Genomic DNA, 14,515 nt, shown 5'->3' with positions numbered 1-14,515 from the left:
GGCTGATGAACGCTCATGGCCCGCTGCGAGTGTGTGACGACGCGTCACCGAGCACGGGCTGCCTCGTACGACAGGCGCGAGCGCGACTTCACCCGTACGAGCGGAGCACGAGGGGTATGGCACAGCCCTTCACCGGTTCGACGTTTGCGGCAGTCCGCCCCTGGTGCTCGAAGCCGCGGCTCGGTAGGACGAGTTGGTACGCGAGGTGGAAGCGGGTGGTGGCTGTGTGGCAGACCGAATAGCTCGGGGCGGTGCATGCAGGATGTTCAGGGGAGCTGCTGGCTGACGTGAGCGAGCCGGGGATCGGTGTACTTCAACGAGGTCGAGGCCCGCGCCGTACCGGTTCCCTAAGAGCTTGCCGCGTTCCTGGACCGGGTCGAGCGGCAGCTCGGCACGCTGTCCGGTGACGCACGTCGCCTCCGGCCCCGAATCGAAAATGACACCGTCCTCATGGACCACGCCCCAGTAGGCGTCCGAGCTGTCGGGCAGGACCAGCTCCCACACGTCCTCCACCACCAGGTCGCCCGCGCCGGCCTCCTCGGAGCCGGAGACGACCACCGCTCCCGCCGCGTCCCCGAACAACACCTGGAACACCAACTGTCCTCATGCGATGGCATCGGGAGCCATCTGCCCTCGGTGGTCGCCCAGGGGACCGGCGATAACCGCCACTACGCGAAGCATCCCGCGCCCCTCCATCCTCATGGTGGGGACGGCAGCGGCGCAGACGGTCCGACGCCGGAGCGCTGTCCCAGCCCCTGCGTTCCGACGTCTGCTCAATACCTTGACGCCGCAACACTGAACTCAGTAAGAGAGTGGGGCACCGTATCGGACGCTGGTGCTACCGCAGGGGGGTAACGAGGTGTTTGACCTCACGATCGCGACACTCGGCACAATAGGCATATTGATCGGCATAGCCGCTGGAATCATCACCATTACTGTGGAGGGGCGGCGGATACGTTGGCCGGCCTGGGTCTCAGGCAAGAAGTGGTGGAAGGCGATCCTGGTCTTCGTGGTGGTGGGCGCGGTCGCCACCGGGCTCACGATCAGCGGGTACCTGCTGGCCCAACGGACAACCGTGACAGACGAATTAGGTGGCGTAGACCTGAGCGGCTACTGCACCTCGTACGGATTCAAGGGGACCCAGGGGATGGGCTGCCAATCCCTGATCGACCTGGGAGATGCCTGCGACAAACGGTTCGACAGGAACGGCGACACCATGAAGTTCACCGACCCCGACGACCCGAACACCGGCGTGTGCATTACGGCTTCCGGGAGTAATACGGAAAAAGGCGTCGACAACCTGCCAGAATACTGCCGCGAAAAGTATAAGCAAACTCACAACGTCAAGGCCCTGTCCAGTCCGCCGCACAAATGGATTTGCCGTACTGCTGTCGATCCGACACTGGTATGCAGCTGGCACTACCAGTCCCGCGATGCAGTGGGGCGGAAGGACGACGTCGACGAGCAGTGGAAGTGCTATGAGGAGAAGCGACTCTGAGCCGCGGGACCCGGGGCGGCCCGGGAAAACCAGGGGGATGACGGCTGAGGCGTTCACGTCCGGGCTCGCACAGGTGCGCTGGGCGCTGCCCGGTTCTGTGCGGCGGAGCGGGCGGTGCGGATCGTGTGGCCGAGCTGCGCCGTGACGTCGGCCGCGGTGGCCTCCGGGGTGGCGGAGGTCTGGGTCGACGGCGGTTACCGCCAACACCTCGTCGAACACGCCGCAACCCGCAGCATTGACATGGAGAGCACCACCCGCAAGCCCGGACCAGGTGTTTCACCTCGATCCCGAAACGTTGGGCCGTCGAACGGGTCTACGGCTGGCTCATGTTCCACCGCCGCCAGGCCCGCGATTGTGAAACTCTGCCCACCCTACGAAGCAGCGATCCATCTCGCGTGACCGACCTCATGGCCCGCCGCCTCATCGACGAGAACACGATCTGACCAGGAGGCTGCCGCAGATGTACGCGTGCCAGCCGGCCGCGGCTGCCCCGCTCGCCGAGGCCAAGCGGCGCGGCGTACCCGCGGCCCACGTCACGGTGGGGCAGACCGAGGCATACTCGAGGCCGCTCAACAGGAGCTCGTCCGAGTCGGACCGAACTCTCCAGCGCAGCCGGACTCGCAGGGCTATGTTCTATCGGCCACAACTCCGACGGCCCGGTGGTCTGTATCTCCACCTCCAGTGGATTCAAGAACCGCACCGTCGGCTGCCGCCGAACTAAATCGATGACCCCGGATTGGGACAACGTGCGTAGCAGGCTGCACGCGGCGGGAATCCGCGACTGAAGCACCAACTCCCCGCCCATGTCATGGAACGGTGGCAGACCCGGGTGCTGTCCGCAGTGCTGACCAATTTCGGCTCACCTCCGCTCGCGCGGAGAGCACGCCAAGCTCCGCAAGAAGGGACTGGCCGCTGACAGCTCCCCTCCGCTCGAGCGGAGGGGAGGGACCGTGGCCCGGTGAGCACGGCGCGGCCCTGCTCGTGGGCCACTTGGACACCAGCATCGCGCGTCCGATCAACATCGACAGCTCACCGCGTTCGCCCACATCTGCCACGAGACACCTGGACCTTCATGGCCCGCCTCGCCCTCGCCGCGAAGCTCCTCCGAGGTCTGCCACTTTCGTTCGTGGGCCTACCGGGCGGGAGCGGGAGCGGGAGTGGCGGGCGGGGGGTGTCGGTTACGACGGCCTCCCGCTCCGGGCGGTCGGTCGCGTGGAGACGTCGTCCGGCTGTCGGCCTCGGGCGAGGGCGAGTGTGGTGGCCAGAGCGAGCAGGCAGACCAGCGTGGCCAGTGCTGCGGCGAGCGTGGCGAGGACCCCTCCGGCGTGCAGTGCGGTGGCCAAGGTGGCCCGAGGGCCATGGCGGGCAGGGCGTTGCGCAGCAGCGTGCTTCGTCGAGGGTCTGAGCCGGGTCGGTGGACTCGGGTTGCGCTGTTGCATCAGCATGGGCCTGGATCCGGGCGTCGAGCGTCTCGACGGAGTCAGCGGCGGGTTTTCTCGGCAGAAAGCAGCGCTCGGTCCGCGACCATCAGCGGCAGATCGGGGCGACCGATCCCGCGGAAGGCGAACGCAGCAGCCCGTGCAAGGCGGACATCGATTCGTCCGCGGGACGAAGGGCCAGGTGCCGGTCGAGCGCGCCGGCGATCAACCGGGTCAGCCGTCCTAGTACGAGGCGGAGCTGGTTCTTCTCGTACTTGATCCAGTTGTCGGGTTCGGGGGAGAGGTAGCGGTCCCGGCGGGGCAGATGATCGGGGTCAGATGTTCGGCTGCCGAACGTCCCGCAGGTGGCGGACCCTTGCGGGAGATCTGGGGCGACGGAGTCCTGGGCGCGCAAGGCGAGCGTTCCGGGGTGTTGTCGTGCCTCAGGGAGCGAGCAGGGCGTCAAGCATCTTCCTTACAACCGGGGTCAGTTCACCCGAGTCCGGTGCCGGGCGGCTCGCGGCCGGGGCGCCAGCGAGGCGGTCGTACAGTAGGCCGTCGGTCCAGGCGACGAGCAGGTCCGCCGCCTGCGCCGGGTCGGGGGCACCGAGCGACGTCAGCAGCGCGGCCGCCCTGGAGCGTGCGGCCCGGCCGGCGGTCTCCAGGTCGGCGCGGAGTTCCGGGCGACGAGTCGCCTCCAGGCTCAGCTCGAAGCGGGCCAACTGGCGGTTGCGCTCCACGGTGAGCCAGTGGTGCAGCAGTGTGGCCAGGGCCTCGGCGACGGAGTACGGGTCCGGGGTGCCGTGCTCCGTTTCCCAACGGTCCACATCGGCAACCGTCAGGGCGGCCAGGCGGAGATAGCAGGCGCTGATCAAGGCGGAACGCGTGCGGAAGTAGTACGACGTGCTGCCGGCGGGCAGGCCCGCGGCCGTGTCTACCGCGCGATGGGTCAGGCCTCGCAGTCCGGTGGCGGCCACGGTGGCGATAGCGGTGTCGGCGATCAGGTTCCGGCGATCGGGGAGGTAGGCAGACATGTTCCCCACTCTACAGGTGTAGAGTGCGGAGCGTGATCCTCTACAGATGTAGAGGGTGCGTGTGAGGGGTGAGGGAGGCGGTCGGTATGGGTGTTCGTCATGCTGTTGTGGCCGGAGGGGGGATCGGCGGTCTGGCCGCAGGTGTGGCGCTGAGCCGCCGGGGGTGGCGGGTGACCGTGTGCGAGCGGGCTCCCGTCCTGGCGGGTACCGGTGCGGGCATCGTGCTTGCCCCTAATGCCCTGCGCGCCCTGGACTCGGTCGGCCTGGGACCCGAGGTGTCGGTGGGCGAGCCCTTGGTCGGTTCGCTCGGGCTCCGTACCCCCGACGGCGCATGGCTGAGCCGAACCGGAGCCACGGTCTCCCGCTATGGTCTTCCCGCGCGGGCCGTGCACCGCGGCTTCCTGATTGATGTCCTCGCCGCCGCCCTGCCGCCCGGCGTGCTGCGCCTGGGCGTCTCGGTGAGCGGTGTGGACGACGCCGGGGACGCGGTGGTGGTGCGTACGTCGGCGGGGGACCTGAGCGCCGATGTCGTCGTGGCGGCCGACGGGCTGCGCAGTGTGCTCCGCGGGCAGCTCTTCTTCGGGCACTCCGGTCCGCGCCACGTTGGTGAGACCGGCTGGCGGGCGGTGCTGTCTGGCGTAGGCCTGCCCGCGTTGCCGGCGGCTGAGACCTGGGGGGGAGGTGAGCGGTTCGGGATCGTCCCCCTCGTCGACGGCCGGGTCTATGTGTACGCGACCGCCGTCACGGACCCCGGCACGCGGCTGGCCGACCACTCCGCGGAGCTGAGCCGGCGCTTCGGTGCCTGGCACGATCCGATACCCGCACTGCTGGAGCGGCTGGAGTGCCATACACCCGACCCCGTCGGCATACTCCACCACGACTTCTACGAACTCGCCCCGCCCCTGCCCCGGTTCAACTCCGGCCGGGTGGCCCTACTCGGTGATGCCGCCCATGCGATGACGCCCAACCTGGGCCAGGGCGGCTGCCAGGCCATCGAGGACGCGGTCGTCCTCGCTCACCTCCTCGCGGGCGGTCCCGACGTACCGGCCGCGCTCGCCGCCTACACGAAGGCCCGACACGGGCGCACCACGCGGATCAGCCGCCACTCCCGACGGATGGGGGACCTTGCCCGGCTCTCCCACCCGCTGGCGGTGTTCGTCCGGAACCTCGCCGTACGGGCCACGCCCTCGGCGGTCACGAGAAGAGGGCTGGACACCCTCCTCGGCTGGCAGCCCCCACCCGGTCCGGCACCGCACCCATCCTCCGCCCCCGCCACACACCCGTCCGTCGATACCAAGGAGCAGTCATGAACAGCGCGATTCTCACCCGGACTTCCGCCGGAGCGGACTCGGTGCGGCCATTCAAAGCCGGCGCCTACGGATTTGTCCTCCTCGGGGTCGGCCACCTCGCTCTCTCCGCCGCCGAAGCCTCGGCCACCATGACACCGGAGCGACGCGCGGCCGACACGGCCCTGCGCGAGTCCACCTTCGCCCTGCTGGGCCTGGAACGCACCGCCTTCGATGTCACCAACGGCATGAGCATCGCGATGGCGCTCTTCGCCGTCGCCTGCGGCCTGCTCACGCTCGCCGCCGTCCGTCATGCCCCCGCCCTCGTCCAGCGGCGTACCGCCTTCGGAAGGATCGCCCTGCTGGTCTCCCTGACCGTTCTGGCGACAGCGCTCCTTCTGCTGCCAGTTCCACCGATCATCATCCTCACCGTCACCAGCTGTGCTTTCGCCCTTTCGCTGCGGAGGGCCGCCGTAGCCTGACGTACGGGAGAAGGCTCATGTTCATCGCGTGGCCTTCGGGAGTACCGGCGCCCCGTAGCTCCTTCAGCGGGGCGTCATCGCTGACGACGCTGGCCGGCACGGTCGGTTTGGTGCAAGTCACCGCGGAGGACCGCACCGGATACACCCGCAGCTGTTTCAAGCACAAGGGTGCGGGCACCCAGCCGCCCAAGGAGAGCGGCCTCATCGGTCAGGGCCCCGGCATGACGACGGTGATCGCATGCCTCGCGTAGCCCGGCCGCCCGCCGCCGACGCGGTTCGCCAGGCGCTGGTGTGCGAGGACGGTGGGCGCAGGCGTTGTGAGTGTTTCGCCCATGGCGTGCCCTACCCGAAGTTCCAGCGCGCGGGACCCATCGGTCCGGCGAAGGGCGCGGGCCCCTCGGCGAGGAATCCCGCCCGTGCTGGGCACGCAACCGGCCCCGCGCCGCCACCGGCACCACAGACCTCGACTGAACGGACCTTCTCCGCTCCAGCCGACACGACCCCTCCTTCCGGAGAGCCTCTGGTTCACCGGGCACAGCACAGAAAAGGAACACCGTCTTGCGCTGCAACTCTTTGTCTGCTGCCCGGTGTCAGGCGGTGCCGTGCTGTCGGCCCAGGGGAAACTTGGGTCCGGGGCGGTCGTGCGCTACCTCCCGGCGGTGATGTCCACCGGCTGCTGCGTGCGCATGGTCGGTGTGCCGGTGCGCTCGGTTTCGGCTTGGACGAGCAGGGAGAGCAGCGAGGCTACGGGCAGGCCGGCTTCTGCGGGATGGCGCAGCACTTTGTCCGGGTCGATGCGGTAGGTGTTCGTGCGTCCCTCGCGGGTGTGTGAAAGGTATCCGTCCTGCTCGAGGTCGGAGATGATCCGCGACACTGCGCGCTCGGTGAGCCGACAGTGGGCGGCGATCTCGCGGATGCGGATGTTGGGGTTGTCGGCGATGGCTGCCAGCACGCGCGCGTGGCTGGTGATGAAGGTCCATCCGGTGTGTGACTCAGGTACTACGGCCATGCCCAGCATTTTAGGGGACGCGGGTTGCCTGAAGCATATTGCATGACATATTTTTCCTGTCAATGACGACATGTTCCCGCACGGCGGGATCTGAGAAGGAGTCCGAGGTGTTCTGGAACGAGGCCGCCTTGTCGACGCGCACGAGCAGCGCCACCGGGACGCTGGCCCCACAGCGAATCACCTTGGACGCTGCGTACGGGCCCGACGTGCGGCAGTACGAGTACCGCAGGGCTTGGGTGATCGTCGCTGCCGGCGAGTACGACATGGGCTCGATCACTCCGCTGCGGGAGGCGCTGCACACTGCGGCCAGGCAGTACCCGAAGGTCGTCCTCGATGCCTCCGCCGTCACCTTCGCCGACTCGGCGCTTCTGAACCTGCTGATCCTCACCCATCAGACAGGATCGCTGCGCATCGTCGCACCCTCAAAACAGGTACGACGCCTCTTCGAGATCTCCGGCGTCGACAGCGTCATGGAGATCCGTCAGACGATCGAGGAAGCGGCTGCCTCGTAACCCAGCGGGCTCCGGCAGTAACACGGAGAGCCGGCAGGTACGCGATCTGCCGCACCACGGAATCCGGCAGCCGATGTGTGCGCCGCACGCGAAGTGCACTTGCCGGATCATGCGCACCGCCGGCCGACGGTGGCGGGCAGCAACCCGGCGCGCGTTCACCCACACCGCTCCGGCGACCGGGTGTTCGGGGCGGATATGAAGGTGATTACGCTGGTGAGCCCCGGGGCGGTGTCCTGTCGGAGGGCTGTCCGGCGGAACTTTTGGGGCGCCCCGGGGCTCCTCCCTTCGCTTACCCGCAGCCGTCAGGTCTAGACCTTTGCGGGTGGCGCTCTCGGTTTCCCGGGCGGTGGTTTCGGAGGGCGGGCCGTGGCGCCCGCACCGCCACCACCTCGGACGCGGTCGCGCCGCAGTCGCCCGCCCCCGCCGAACCGGCCGCACCCGCACCCAGAACCGGCCGAGGTGCAGCAGCATCTATCGAGTGGAGTTCCGGCTGTGTGGTGAGCCGCATTCACCCTCCAGCGTGGCACCCGGGACCTGGTGCCCGGCCCCTGGTAGGCGGCCGCTCCCCGGCAGTTCGTCCGGAAGTCCTGTGACCAGCCCGCTGGTGCGCTGCTAGGTTCCGGATCAGGAGCCGCTTGCCCGCCCCACCCAACTTGCCTGCGCCCGCCCAGTGCGGGGCTGCTGCGTCCGAACCGGACGTGCTACGGGGCCGGAGGTGCTGAAAGCGCTGCATGCGACTCCGGCGCCCTGGTACGTGGTGGCTTACCCTGCCACCGGCGGCGGCTGGCACATCAGCCTCCTCCAAGGCAGAGGCATCGTCCGCGACTCCTTCACGGCCACCAACCTGGACGCCGCTGACCACGCACTCCAGGACCGCGGTTACCTCTTCCCTCGCCTCCGCGATGGGCTGCGACTGGGACCGCCTGACATCGAGAAGAAACGAACAAGGGCGCGGCACCCCAGTCTTCCTGGACCCCGGAGAAGACGCCTGACACAGGGCGTCAACCCACCGCCGCCCAGTCCATGCCCAGCTTCGCGAGAGCGATGAGCGTCGGCGTCCAGCCGGTCCCTTCTCGATTTTGTGTTCGAAATCCACACGCCGAGCCGCACGGGCACAGGCTCGTTCTCGCCGTAGAGGGTGACTTCAACGACCGCACCCCGTGGCACCGGCCGGTCGCCTTCCTGCTCCTTCCACCACGCGAGGGCCGCGAAGCCACGCTGGACAGCCGCCTGCGCCCCTTCGCCGTACGGGGTGCCGCAGGGGCGGGAGGCGTGGGCTCAACGATGGGGATGCCCAGCGCGGCCAGCCGCTCCCGCTGTTCGGACAGAAGTTGTGCCTGGTACCCCGGCTTTCTGTTTGCTGCCACCGCCAGGTACCGATGTCGTCCCCGTCGAAGGTGGCGCCGGGTGCGATGTACGGGAGGGCCCCGTCGGCGTCGACCAGGTCGGCGGCGCCGACCCCCACCGCGGCGCCACCCGCTGCCGACACCACCCCGGCGCAGGACAGGGCCAGGCCTGCGTGTCCACTCGTTCGAGTTGAAGTCCTGGATACGCTGTCCGGCTTCTCCTGCACGACGCTTAGCGTCGTGCAGGAGAAGCCGGACAGCGGTGCTTCGATGGGAGCGCTGTCGACGCCGCAGCTGATTGAATGGACCGGACCGTGATGGCTACAGCGCTGGCCATGACAGCCGCGACGGAAGTCACACGCGGGTTGTTGGGGGGCGCTGCAACTGACAAGGAGTGGCGTTTCCGCGCTGTCATCGCCGTGGCGTCTCCTATACGTTTCGAGGCCTCGATCGTGTCGATGCCCCCGCGTGGAGAGCGCGCGGTCTGCTTCGGCGGTTCCAAACTCCTCTGCCAGCGAGTCGATGCGCTCACTGACCAGCTCGCCTCTCGTTTGGGCCTCTGAGCCGGACAGGCGGTCAGCCAGCGCCAGGCTGTGGGCTCATGACGGTTTCGATCCGTGGTTCAGGCGTCGTGCGGTGAGGTAGCCACCTGCGACGGCGGCCCCGGCGACCAGGGTGAGACCTATGCCCATGCTGAAATCGGACGGGCCGGATGCTCCGCCGATGCCAGCCCGGGAACCGCGACTCAGAACGACAGGGGTTGGAACGGCAGGGGTCGGAACGGCAGGGACCGCCCGCTGAAGTGTGGGAGAACTCGGGTTCACAGGCGGTACAGCGGCGGCGCTCGGGCTCACCGGCGGCACTGTGCCGGCGCTGCCGCGTCTGGGCAGTACTTCGCAGGCGATGTCGTCGTCGGGTCCCCGGTCTTTGTCGAGCCGGTTCGGGTCGCTCGGTCCCGATTGAACTCCGCCTGAGCGTCTTCCTGGAAGCGGAAGTCCGAACAGTCGAGATCCTGAGCGTGGGCGACGCCGGACAACGGGGCGACGGAGACGATCGCCAGGGCTATGCCGGCGACGACGCTGCGACGGTTCATCAGAAGATCTCCTCAGTGGCCCGGCAAGAGTCCCCTCACGCTACGAGCGTCCTCCGCGCAGAGCGCGTGACGTTAGACCGAATGGGCATCACACTGTGTAGCCCGCATCCGGTTCTCCCTGATGGGCGCCCGCCCGGACACGACCCGGAGCCGGACACACCAGGGGCCCCGGGGCATTCCCGGGGCCCGGTATGGGTTTGTGTGTCCAACAACCTCACGGCCCCGACGTCACGTCGCGGCCAGCACCGGCAGTTCGAGAGCTTCCACCACTCGACATCGCGGGAACCTGCGGTGGGCTCGCGCTGTTCAACGACCGCGGAGCTCCCCTCCTAGTGGTGGGCGACTTCGACTGTTCGGGCGAGGACGTCGAGCGTGACAGGGTGGCTCGGACGGGCTGCTGGATCCGGACGGAGCGGATGCTGCTGACCTACGAGCAGGTCCGAGCCTGAGCACTGTCCGCTCGGCGTCCGCGCTCAGGCTGGCCTGCCCGGCCCGAACCTGACCATCACTCGGCTCGGGACCGTTCGGCGAGTCACCCTGACCGAGGCATACAGGGTGGGGCCGCCGGCTACCCCGGGTCACAGCACTTTGCGGCCGCATCTCACTAGGTCTGGCGCTCAGCTGAGACCGATGACGGCATGTTCTGTTCCGCCCAGACGACCTTGCCGGTGACCGTGCGGGACGAACCCCAGCGGCGGCACAGCATGTTGATGAGTTGAAGGCCCCGTCCGCCCTCGTCGCTGAGGCCCGCGTGCTGGATCTGGGGCAGGTCGGGGCCGGTGTCCGACACCTCCACGACGAGGCGTTCCCCGCGCAGCAGCCGCAGCTTGCCGGGGCCGTTCCCGTAGCGCAGTGCGTTGCCGACCAGTTCGGAGACGACGAGCTCGGAGACGTCGACGAGTTCCTCGAGGCCCCATGCGGCGAGCTGGCTGGTGACGAGACCACGGGCGGCCGAGGCGGCTCGGCCGTCCTGCGGCAGATCCCAAACCCACAGGTCCCCCGCCGGGAGTGCGGCGCTTGTGGTGACGAGGAGTACTGCCTCGTCGAACCGGGTCGCGCCAGCCGGGGCGCGCTGCACCAGACCGCCCTTCTTCAACGATCCGGGCGGCAGGCTCAGCGCCGCCGCACGCAGCCGGTCCAGCTGGGCGCCAACGTCCGCGTCCCGGGACTTGATCAGGCCGTCCGTGAACATGACCAGGTGGGCGCCGTCCGGGACGCGCAGCCGCAGGGGGTCGTACGGGATCACGCCCGCCCCCAGCGGCGCGCCGGTCGGCACCGGGACGAAGTCGGCGGCGCCCTGCCCGTCAAGAAGCAGCGGAGGCAGGTGCCCGGCGCTCACCAGCGTGTAGGAGGAATCGGCGGGGTCGTAGACCGCGCACAGGCAGGTGGAGACCTGCTCGTCCTCCAGGTCGCGGGTGGCCAGGTCGAGCCGCGCGAGGATCCGCTCGGGAGCCATGTCCAGGGTCATCAGTGTGCGGGCCACCGTCCGCAGGCGCCCCATGGTCGCAGCGGCGGGCAGCCCGTGCCCCATCACGTCGCCCACCATCAGAGCCGTCCGTCCGCCGGGCAGGGCCATCACGTCGTACCAGTCCCCGCCCACGCCGTGATGCGCCGCCGCGGGCGCGTACTCGGAGTGCACCAGTAGGCCCGGCGTCGCCGGGGTGACGCGCGGCAGCAAGGAGCGCTGCAACGAGACGACGTGCTCGCGCTCCCGCCCGTACAGTCGCGCGTTGTCGATGAAGACCGCCGCCTTGGAGGCGAGCTGCTCCGCCAGTGCCAGGTCGGTGGTGGAGAACGGTGGGGTTCCACGACCGCGCACGAAGTCGACGCTGCCGAGCAGCAGCCCACGGGCGATCAGGGGCACGGCCAGGTAACTGTGCACGCCGGCGGCACGCAACTGCGCGGCGGCGCTCGCGGTGGGCGCGACGCGGATGAAGTCGTCGTCGCGCACCCTGCTCAGCAACACGGGCTTGCCCTGCCGGAGGACGTACCGGTGGAGCAGTGTCTCGTGCGGCTCCTTGGCGTGCACGAAGATCTCCCCCACCGGGGTCGGCTCCAGGTTGGAGAGTTCCTCGATCGCGCACAGCGCCGTGGCGCGCATCTGTGGGATGCCTATTTCGGTCTTCCTGGAGCCCTCGTCACCCCGCAGGACGCTATCGAGGATGTCCACGGCGGCCCCGTCGGCGAAACGGGGCACGGTGAACTCGGCGAGTTCTTGTGCGGTGCGCTCCAGGTCCAGGCTCGTGCCGAGGCGGGAGCTGGCGGAATTCAGCCAGGCAAGACGGCTGCGGGTGGAGAAGCGGTCCGGCGGCAGGACGCCTCTGCTCCGCCGGAACCGCACGTTCGCGCTGACCGAGGGCCGCCCGGCGGAGCCCCGGCTGGGCAGGCGCCGTCTACCACTGCCGGCGTTCACTTTTGCCCCTCCAAACAGGACTCGACGCCTCTTGGTGCCCAGTGTGCACCGGAAGCGGCTGCGGCACCTCCGGGTACCCCTGATGTGGATCACCTGTTCAGGGACGGAGCCCTGGCGCCCGTTCCTGTTGAGCAGTGCATTCCTGCCTTGACCGCCCCGGCTGGACCACGCGGACACCACCGTCAGCGGCGACGCTGACTGCGGCTTGGAACGATCTGAACCCTACGACCGAGGTGCCCTGCTTTCCCTTGCATCGGCGACGCGCCGGGGCTTCGAGGAGCTCCCACCGGTGAAGGCGAGGCAGGGACGCGGCACTGCGGCGTCCAGGGATCCCGGAGAACAGCCCAGGCAGGCGTGTAGTTGGGGTGGCGACGGGATCCCACTTGGGTCAGAAGTGCTGCCTTCTCCTGCTCCGGAGCGGGGGATGCCTGGGGTGGGTGTGGTGGTGATGGTGGCGGTTATCCAAACCCAGGCTGGCGCGGTCGGGGCTTGCGGCCTCGGCCCGGGTGTGCGGGAGCTGGTTCTCGTGGGTGGGGGTGGTCAGCTGAGGCGGGCGGTGTCGAGGTTGGGGTAGATCCGCAGGTAGGTGTCGACGCCGGCGAGGTCGAACAGCCGGGCCACCCGGTCGGAGGGGCGACGATCCGGAGGTCGGTGCGCTGGTGGACGCCGAGGATCATCCTGAGGAAGGACGAGTCGGCGAACGTAACGCCACTGGCGTCCAGGATGTCCCGGCCGTGTACGGCGATCACCGTCTCGATCTGAGCGAGCAGCGGCGTGACGCTCTCCATGTCGAACTCCCCGACCGGAGAGAGCACCGGCCCGGGTCGGAGCCGTCCTGCGCAGGGTCATGAGTCGTCATGCCAGGGGATTATGCCAAGCCTGCACACGTCCCGGACAGCCGTCTCTACAAGCCCCTGGCAGGAGTCTGAGCAGCCCGGGCACAGGCTTGCTAGGTTCCGGTTTATGAGTCGTTTACCGCTACTGGTCCACCGGCCACGCGGGGTTCCAGCCCGGGTCGATCGCCGCAAGTACGCCCACGTTGCTGCGCCCGGTCCGGGTCCTCGCCGAGCCCGTTCTTCTTCCGGGCGTTGGCCAGGCACCGCCCCACCAGCCGGTCTATCATCGTCGCCGTGACCGACGCCGCGAGTGTCCCGAGTCTCGATCTTGGCCCGGTGGGTTGAACTGCGGTGAGGGTTCGGGGCGAGTGTCAGGCGGGACGGGCGTTGTTCACGGTCGGATAAATGTTCAGGACGTGGTCGATGCCGTAGACGTCGAAGAGGTGGATCAGCCTGGGGGAGAGGTTGGCTATACGCAGGTGGCTGCGCTGGTGGGTCATCAAAATCAGTGTGAGCACGGTGGAGTCGATGAACGTGATGCCTCCGGCGTCCAGGATCACCCCGCCGTGTTCGTCGACCGCGGTGTCGATCTGTTCCTGCAGCCAGGGCACTGTGCCGTAGTCGAACTCGCCTTGGGGCGCGATTACGGGCAGGAGCCCGGCACCAGTGTGCCCAGGGCCGGCAGGAGGCTTCATGGAGCAAGTATGCCGCCAAGAAGCCTCCCGGCGTAAGGCCGAAGCACATGGTCGGCCTTACGCCTGCACGTAGAGATGACCACCGGGGCCGGGAGGTGAAAGTACCCCACCGCGACCAGCCGTGCGGCCGGGCGGACACGGACATCCGTGTCACCTGGGGCCTGCGCGGTCGTCTTGCCCCAGGACCTTCCTCTGTTGCTGCCTGGACCTGGACTTCTCCCCTCTGTGCCGCGTGAATCCGCTTACCTCTCCACGCGCCACGCAGAAAACCTATCCTCGTCGGAGTAGACATTGGGGTGTGGTGTGGTTATGATTGCTCTTGTAGCTCAGAGGACAGCAGGGCCCGGCAGAGATGAACTGCCGGGAGCAGTAAGAATGTTGGACGGTTCGGTGGTGGAGTTCCGAAGCCAGAGCAGTTACAGGATGGCGACGGGACTGGCCCCGGACTGGGCGGCTCGTAGTAAGCAGGGGCTGCCGTGAGGCTGTACCGCAGTACATGCAGTGGCATCACACAGCTGCAGCATCAAGAGCGGTACCTCGGTGAAGGCCTCTGGCTGTGGGCGTGCGCACCGGGAAGTTCGGCAGTGGGGTTCTAAGCCAGAGCAGTAGCAGGATGGGCGACGGGGCTGGCTGCCGGAGCGGTGGGACTGTCAGTCCACCGAGCAGTACGCACCACCCAGTAGTACGCAGTGAAGCAGTACCGGTAAGTGTTTCAGAGGGTAAGAAACGGAGGAGTTGGGCGCCATCAGGATCGCCCGGGCGGAACGTGTGGGCCCGGGTACCGCAGGACATCGTAAGTGAGGTGGTCTCCGGTCAAGCAACCGCGATCCCCGCAACCCCCGGCCTCTCCCGGGCAGGCACGCGGAACAAAAAAGGCCGGCACAGCCGATCAA

The 14,515-nt window shown here is 68.4% G+C and carries 13 protein-coding genes and 1 pseudogene; 6 read left to right on the top strand and 8 right to left on the bottom strand.

Translation table 11 applies throughout. From position 1 onward, the window contains the following. Nucleotides 1–129: 129 nt before the first annotated feature. Nucleotides 130–594 (bottom strand): hypothetical protein, encoded by a 465-nt coding sequence (locus ABZ267_RS08035; protein ID WP_356750543.1) that lies wholly within the window; start codon nt 592–594, stop codon nt 130–132. 265 nt (nt 595–859) lie between these two features. Here ABZ267_RS08035 and ABZ267_RS08030 point away from each other — a divergent pair, with 265 nt between their 5' ends. Next, complete coding sequence (locus ABZ267_RS08030) at nt 860–1,498, top strand: hypothetical protein (RefSeq protein WP_356750541.1); 639 nt, start codon at nt 860–862, stop codon at nt 1,496–1,498. A 168-nt stretch (nt 1,499–1,666) separates the two neighbouring features. Next, nucleotides 1,667–1,941: pseudogene (locus ABZ267_RS08025) on the top strand (IS5/IS1182 family transposase); the annotation flags it as partial. Nucleotides 1,942–2,676: 735 nt separating this feature from the next. Here ABZ267_RS08025 and ABZ267_RS08020 read toward each other — a convergent pair. From ABZ267_RS08020 to ABZ267_RS08010, 3 genes are all read right to left on the bottom strand, one after another. Then, the gene (locus tag ABZ267_RS08020) at nt 2,677–2,841 is read right to left on the bottom strand and encodes a hypothetical protein (protein ID WP_356750539.1); all 165 of its coding nucleotides are present in this window, start codon (nt 2,839–2,841) and stop codon (nt 2,677–2,679) included. Between the two features lie 184 nt (nt 2,842–3,025). Next, nucleotides 3,026–3,331, bottom strand: a complete 306-nt coding sequence (locus tag ABZ267_RS08015; RefSeq protein WP_356750537.1) for a hypothetical protein — start codon at nt 3,329–3,331, stop codon at nt 3,026–3,028. Between the two features lie 28 nt (nt 3,332–3,359). Beyond that, nucleotides 3,360–3,950: a TetR family transcriptional regulator gene (locus ABZ267_RS08010; RefSeq protein WP_356750535.1), complete on the bottom strand. Its 591-nt coding sequence runs from the start codon at nt 3,948–3,950 to the stop codon at nt 3,360–3,362. 86 nt (nt 3,951–4,036) lie between these two features. On the opposite strand from ABZ267_RS08010, the gene ABZ267_RS08005 reads away from it, so the two are divergent. The 3 genes from ABZ267_RS08005 (at nt 4,037) to ABZ267_RS07995 (ending at nt 5,969) form a co-directional block, all read left to right on the top strand. Then, nucleotides 4,037–5,260 carry an FAD-dependent monooxygenase gene (locus ABZ267_RS08005; RefSeq protein WP_356750533.1) on the top strand — a complete coding sequence of 408 codons (1,224 nt, stop codon included), beginning with the start codon at nt 4,037–4,039 and terminating at the stop codon, nt 5,258–5,260. Further along, nucleotides 5,257–5,718, top strand: coding sequence for a hypothetical protein (locus ABZ267_RS08000; protein ID WP_356750531.1), 462 nt, complete (start codon nt 5,257–5,259; stop codon nt 5,716–5,718). The genes ABZ267_RS08005 and ABZ267_RS08000 overlap by 4 nt, the downstream gene beginning before the upstream one ends. 110 nt (nt 5,719–5,828) lie before the next feature. Continuing rightward, on the top strand, nt 5,829–5,969 hold the full coding sequence (locus ABZ267_RS07995) for a hypothetical protein (RefSeq protein ID WP_356750529.1): 141 nt from the start codon (nt 5,829–5,831) through the stop codon (nt 5,967–5,969). 395 nt (nt 5,970–6,364) lie between these two features. On the opposite strand, the gene ABZ267_RS07990 is transcribed toward ABZ267_RS07995, so the two are convergent. Further along, complete coding sequence (locus ABZ267_RS07990) at nt 6,365–6,727, bottom strand: helix-turn-helix domain-containing protein (RefSeq protein WP_356750527.1); 363 nt, start codon at nt 6,725–6,727, stop codon at nt 6,365–6,367. 107 nt (nt 6,728–6,834) lie between these two features. Between ABZ267_RS07990 and ABZ267_RS07985 the strand changes: the two genes are divergently transcribed. Beyond that, nucleotides 6,835–7,239 (top strand): STAS domain-containing protein, encoded by a 405-nt coding sequence (locus tag ABZ267_RS07985; protein WP_356750525.1) that lies wholly within the window; start codon nt 6,835–6,837, stop codon nt 7,237–7,239. Nucleotides 7,240–9,435: 2,196 nt separating this feature from the next. Here the strand turns inward: ABZ267_RS07985 and ABZ267_RS07980 are convergent. The 3 genes from ABZ267_RS07980 to ABZ267_RS07970 all read right to left on the bottom strand — a co-directional run bounded on the left by ABZ267_RS07980 (nt 9,436) and on the right by ABZ267_RS07970 (nt 13,622). After that, nucleotides 9,436–9,678, bottom strand: coding sequence for a hypothetical protein (locus ABZ267_RS07980; RefSeq protein WP_356750523.1), 243 nt, complete (start codon nt 9,676–9,678; stop codon nt 9,436–9,438). A gap of 604 nt (nt 9,679–10,282) precedes the next feature. Further along, nucleotides 10,283–12,091 carry a SpoIIE family protein phosphatase gene (locus ABZ267_RS07975; protein WP_356750521.1) on the bottom strand — a complete coding sequence of 603 codons (1,809 nt, stop codon included), beginning with the start codon at nt 12,089–12,091 and terminating at the stop codon, nt 10,283–10,285. Nucleotides 12,092–13,298: 1,207 nt separating this feature from the next. Then, nucleotides 13,299–13,622, bottom strand: a complete 324-nt coding sequence (locus tag ABZ267_RS07970; RefSeq protein ID WP_356750519.1) for an STAS domain-containing protein — start codon at nt 13,620–13,622, stop codon at nt 13,299–13,301. Nucleotides 13,623–14,515 lie beyond the last annotated feature (893 nt).

Source organism: Streptomyces sp. NPDC006174, from assembly GCF_040614075.1.
In the GTDB taxonomy this organism is placed as follows: domain Bacteria; phylum Actinomycetota; class Actinomycetes; order Streptomycetales; family Streptomycetaceae; genus Streptomyces.
The sequence above is the reverse complement of the archived record's forward strand: the minus strand, read 5'-3'. Positions and strand labels throughout refer to the sequence as shown.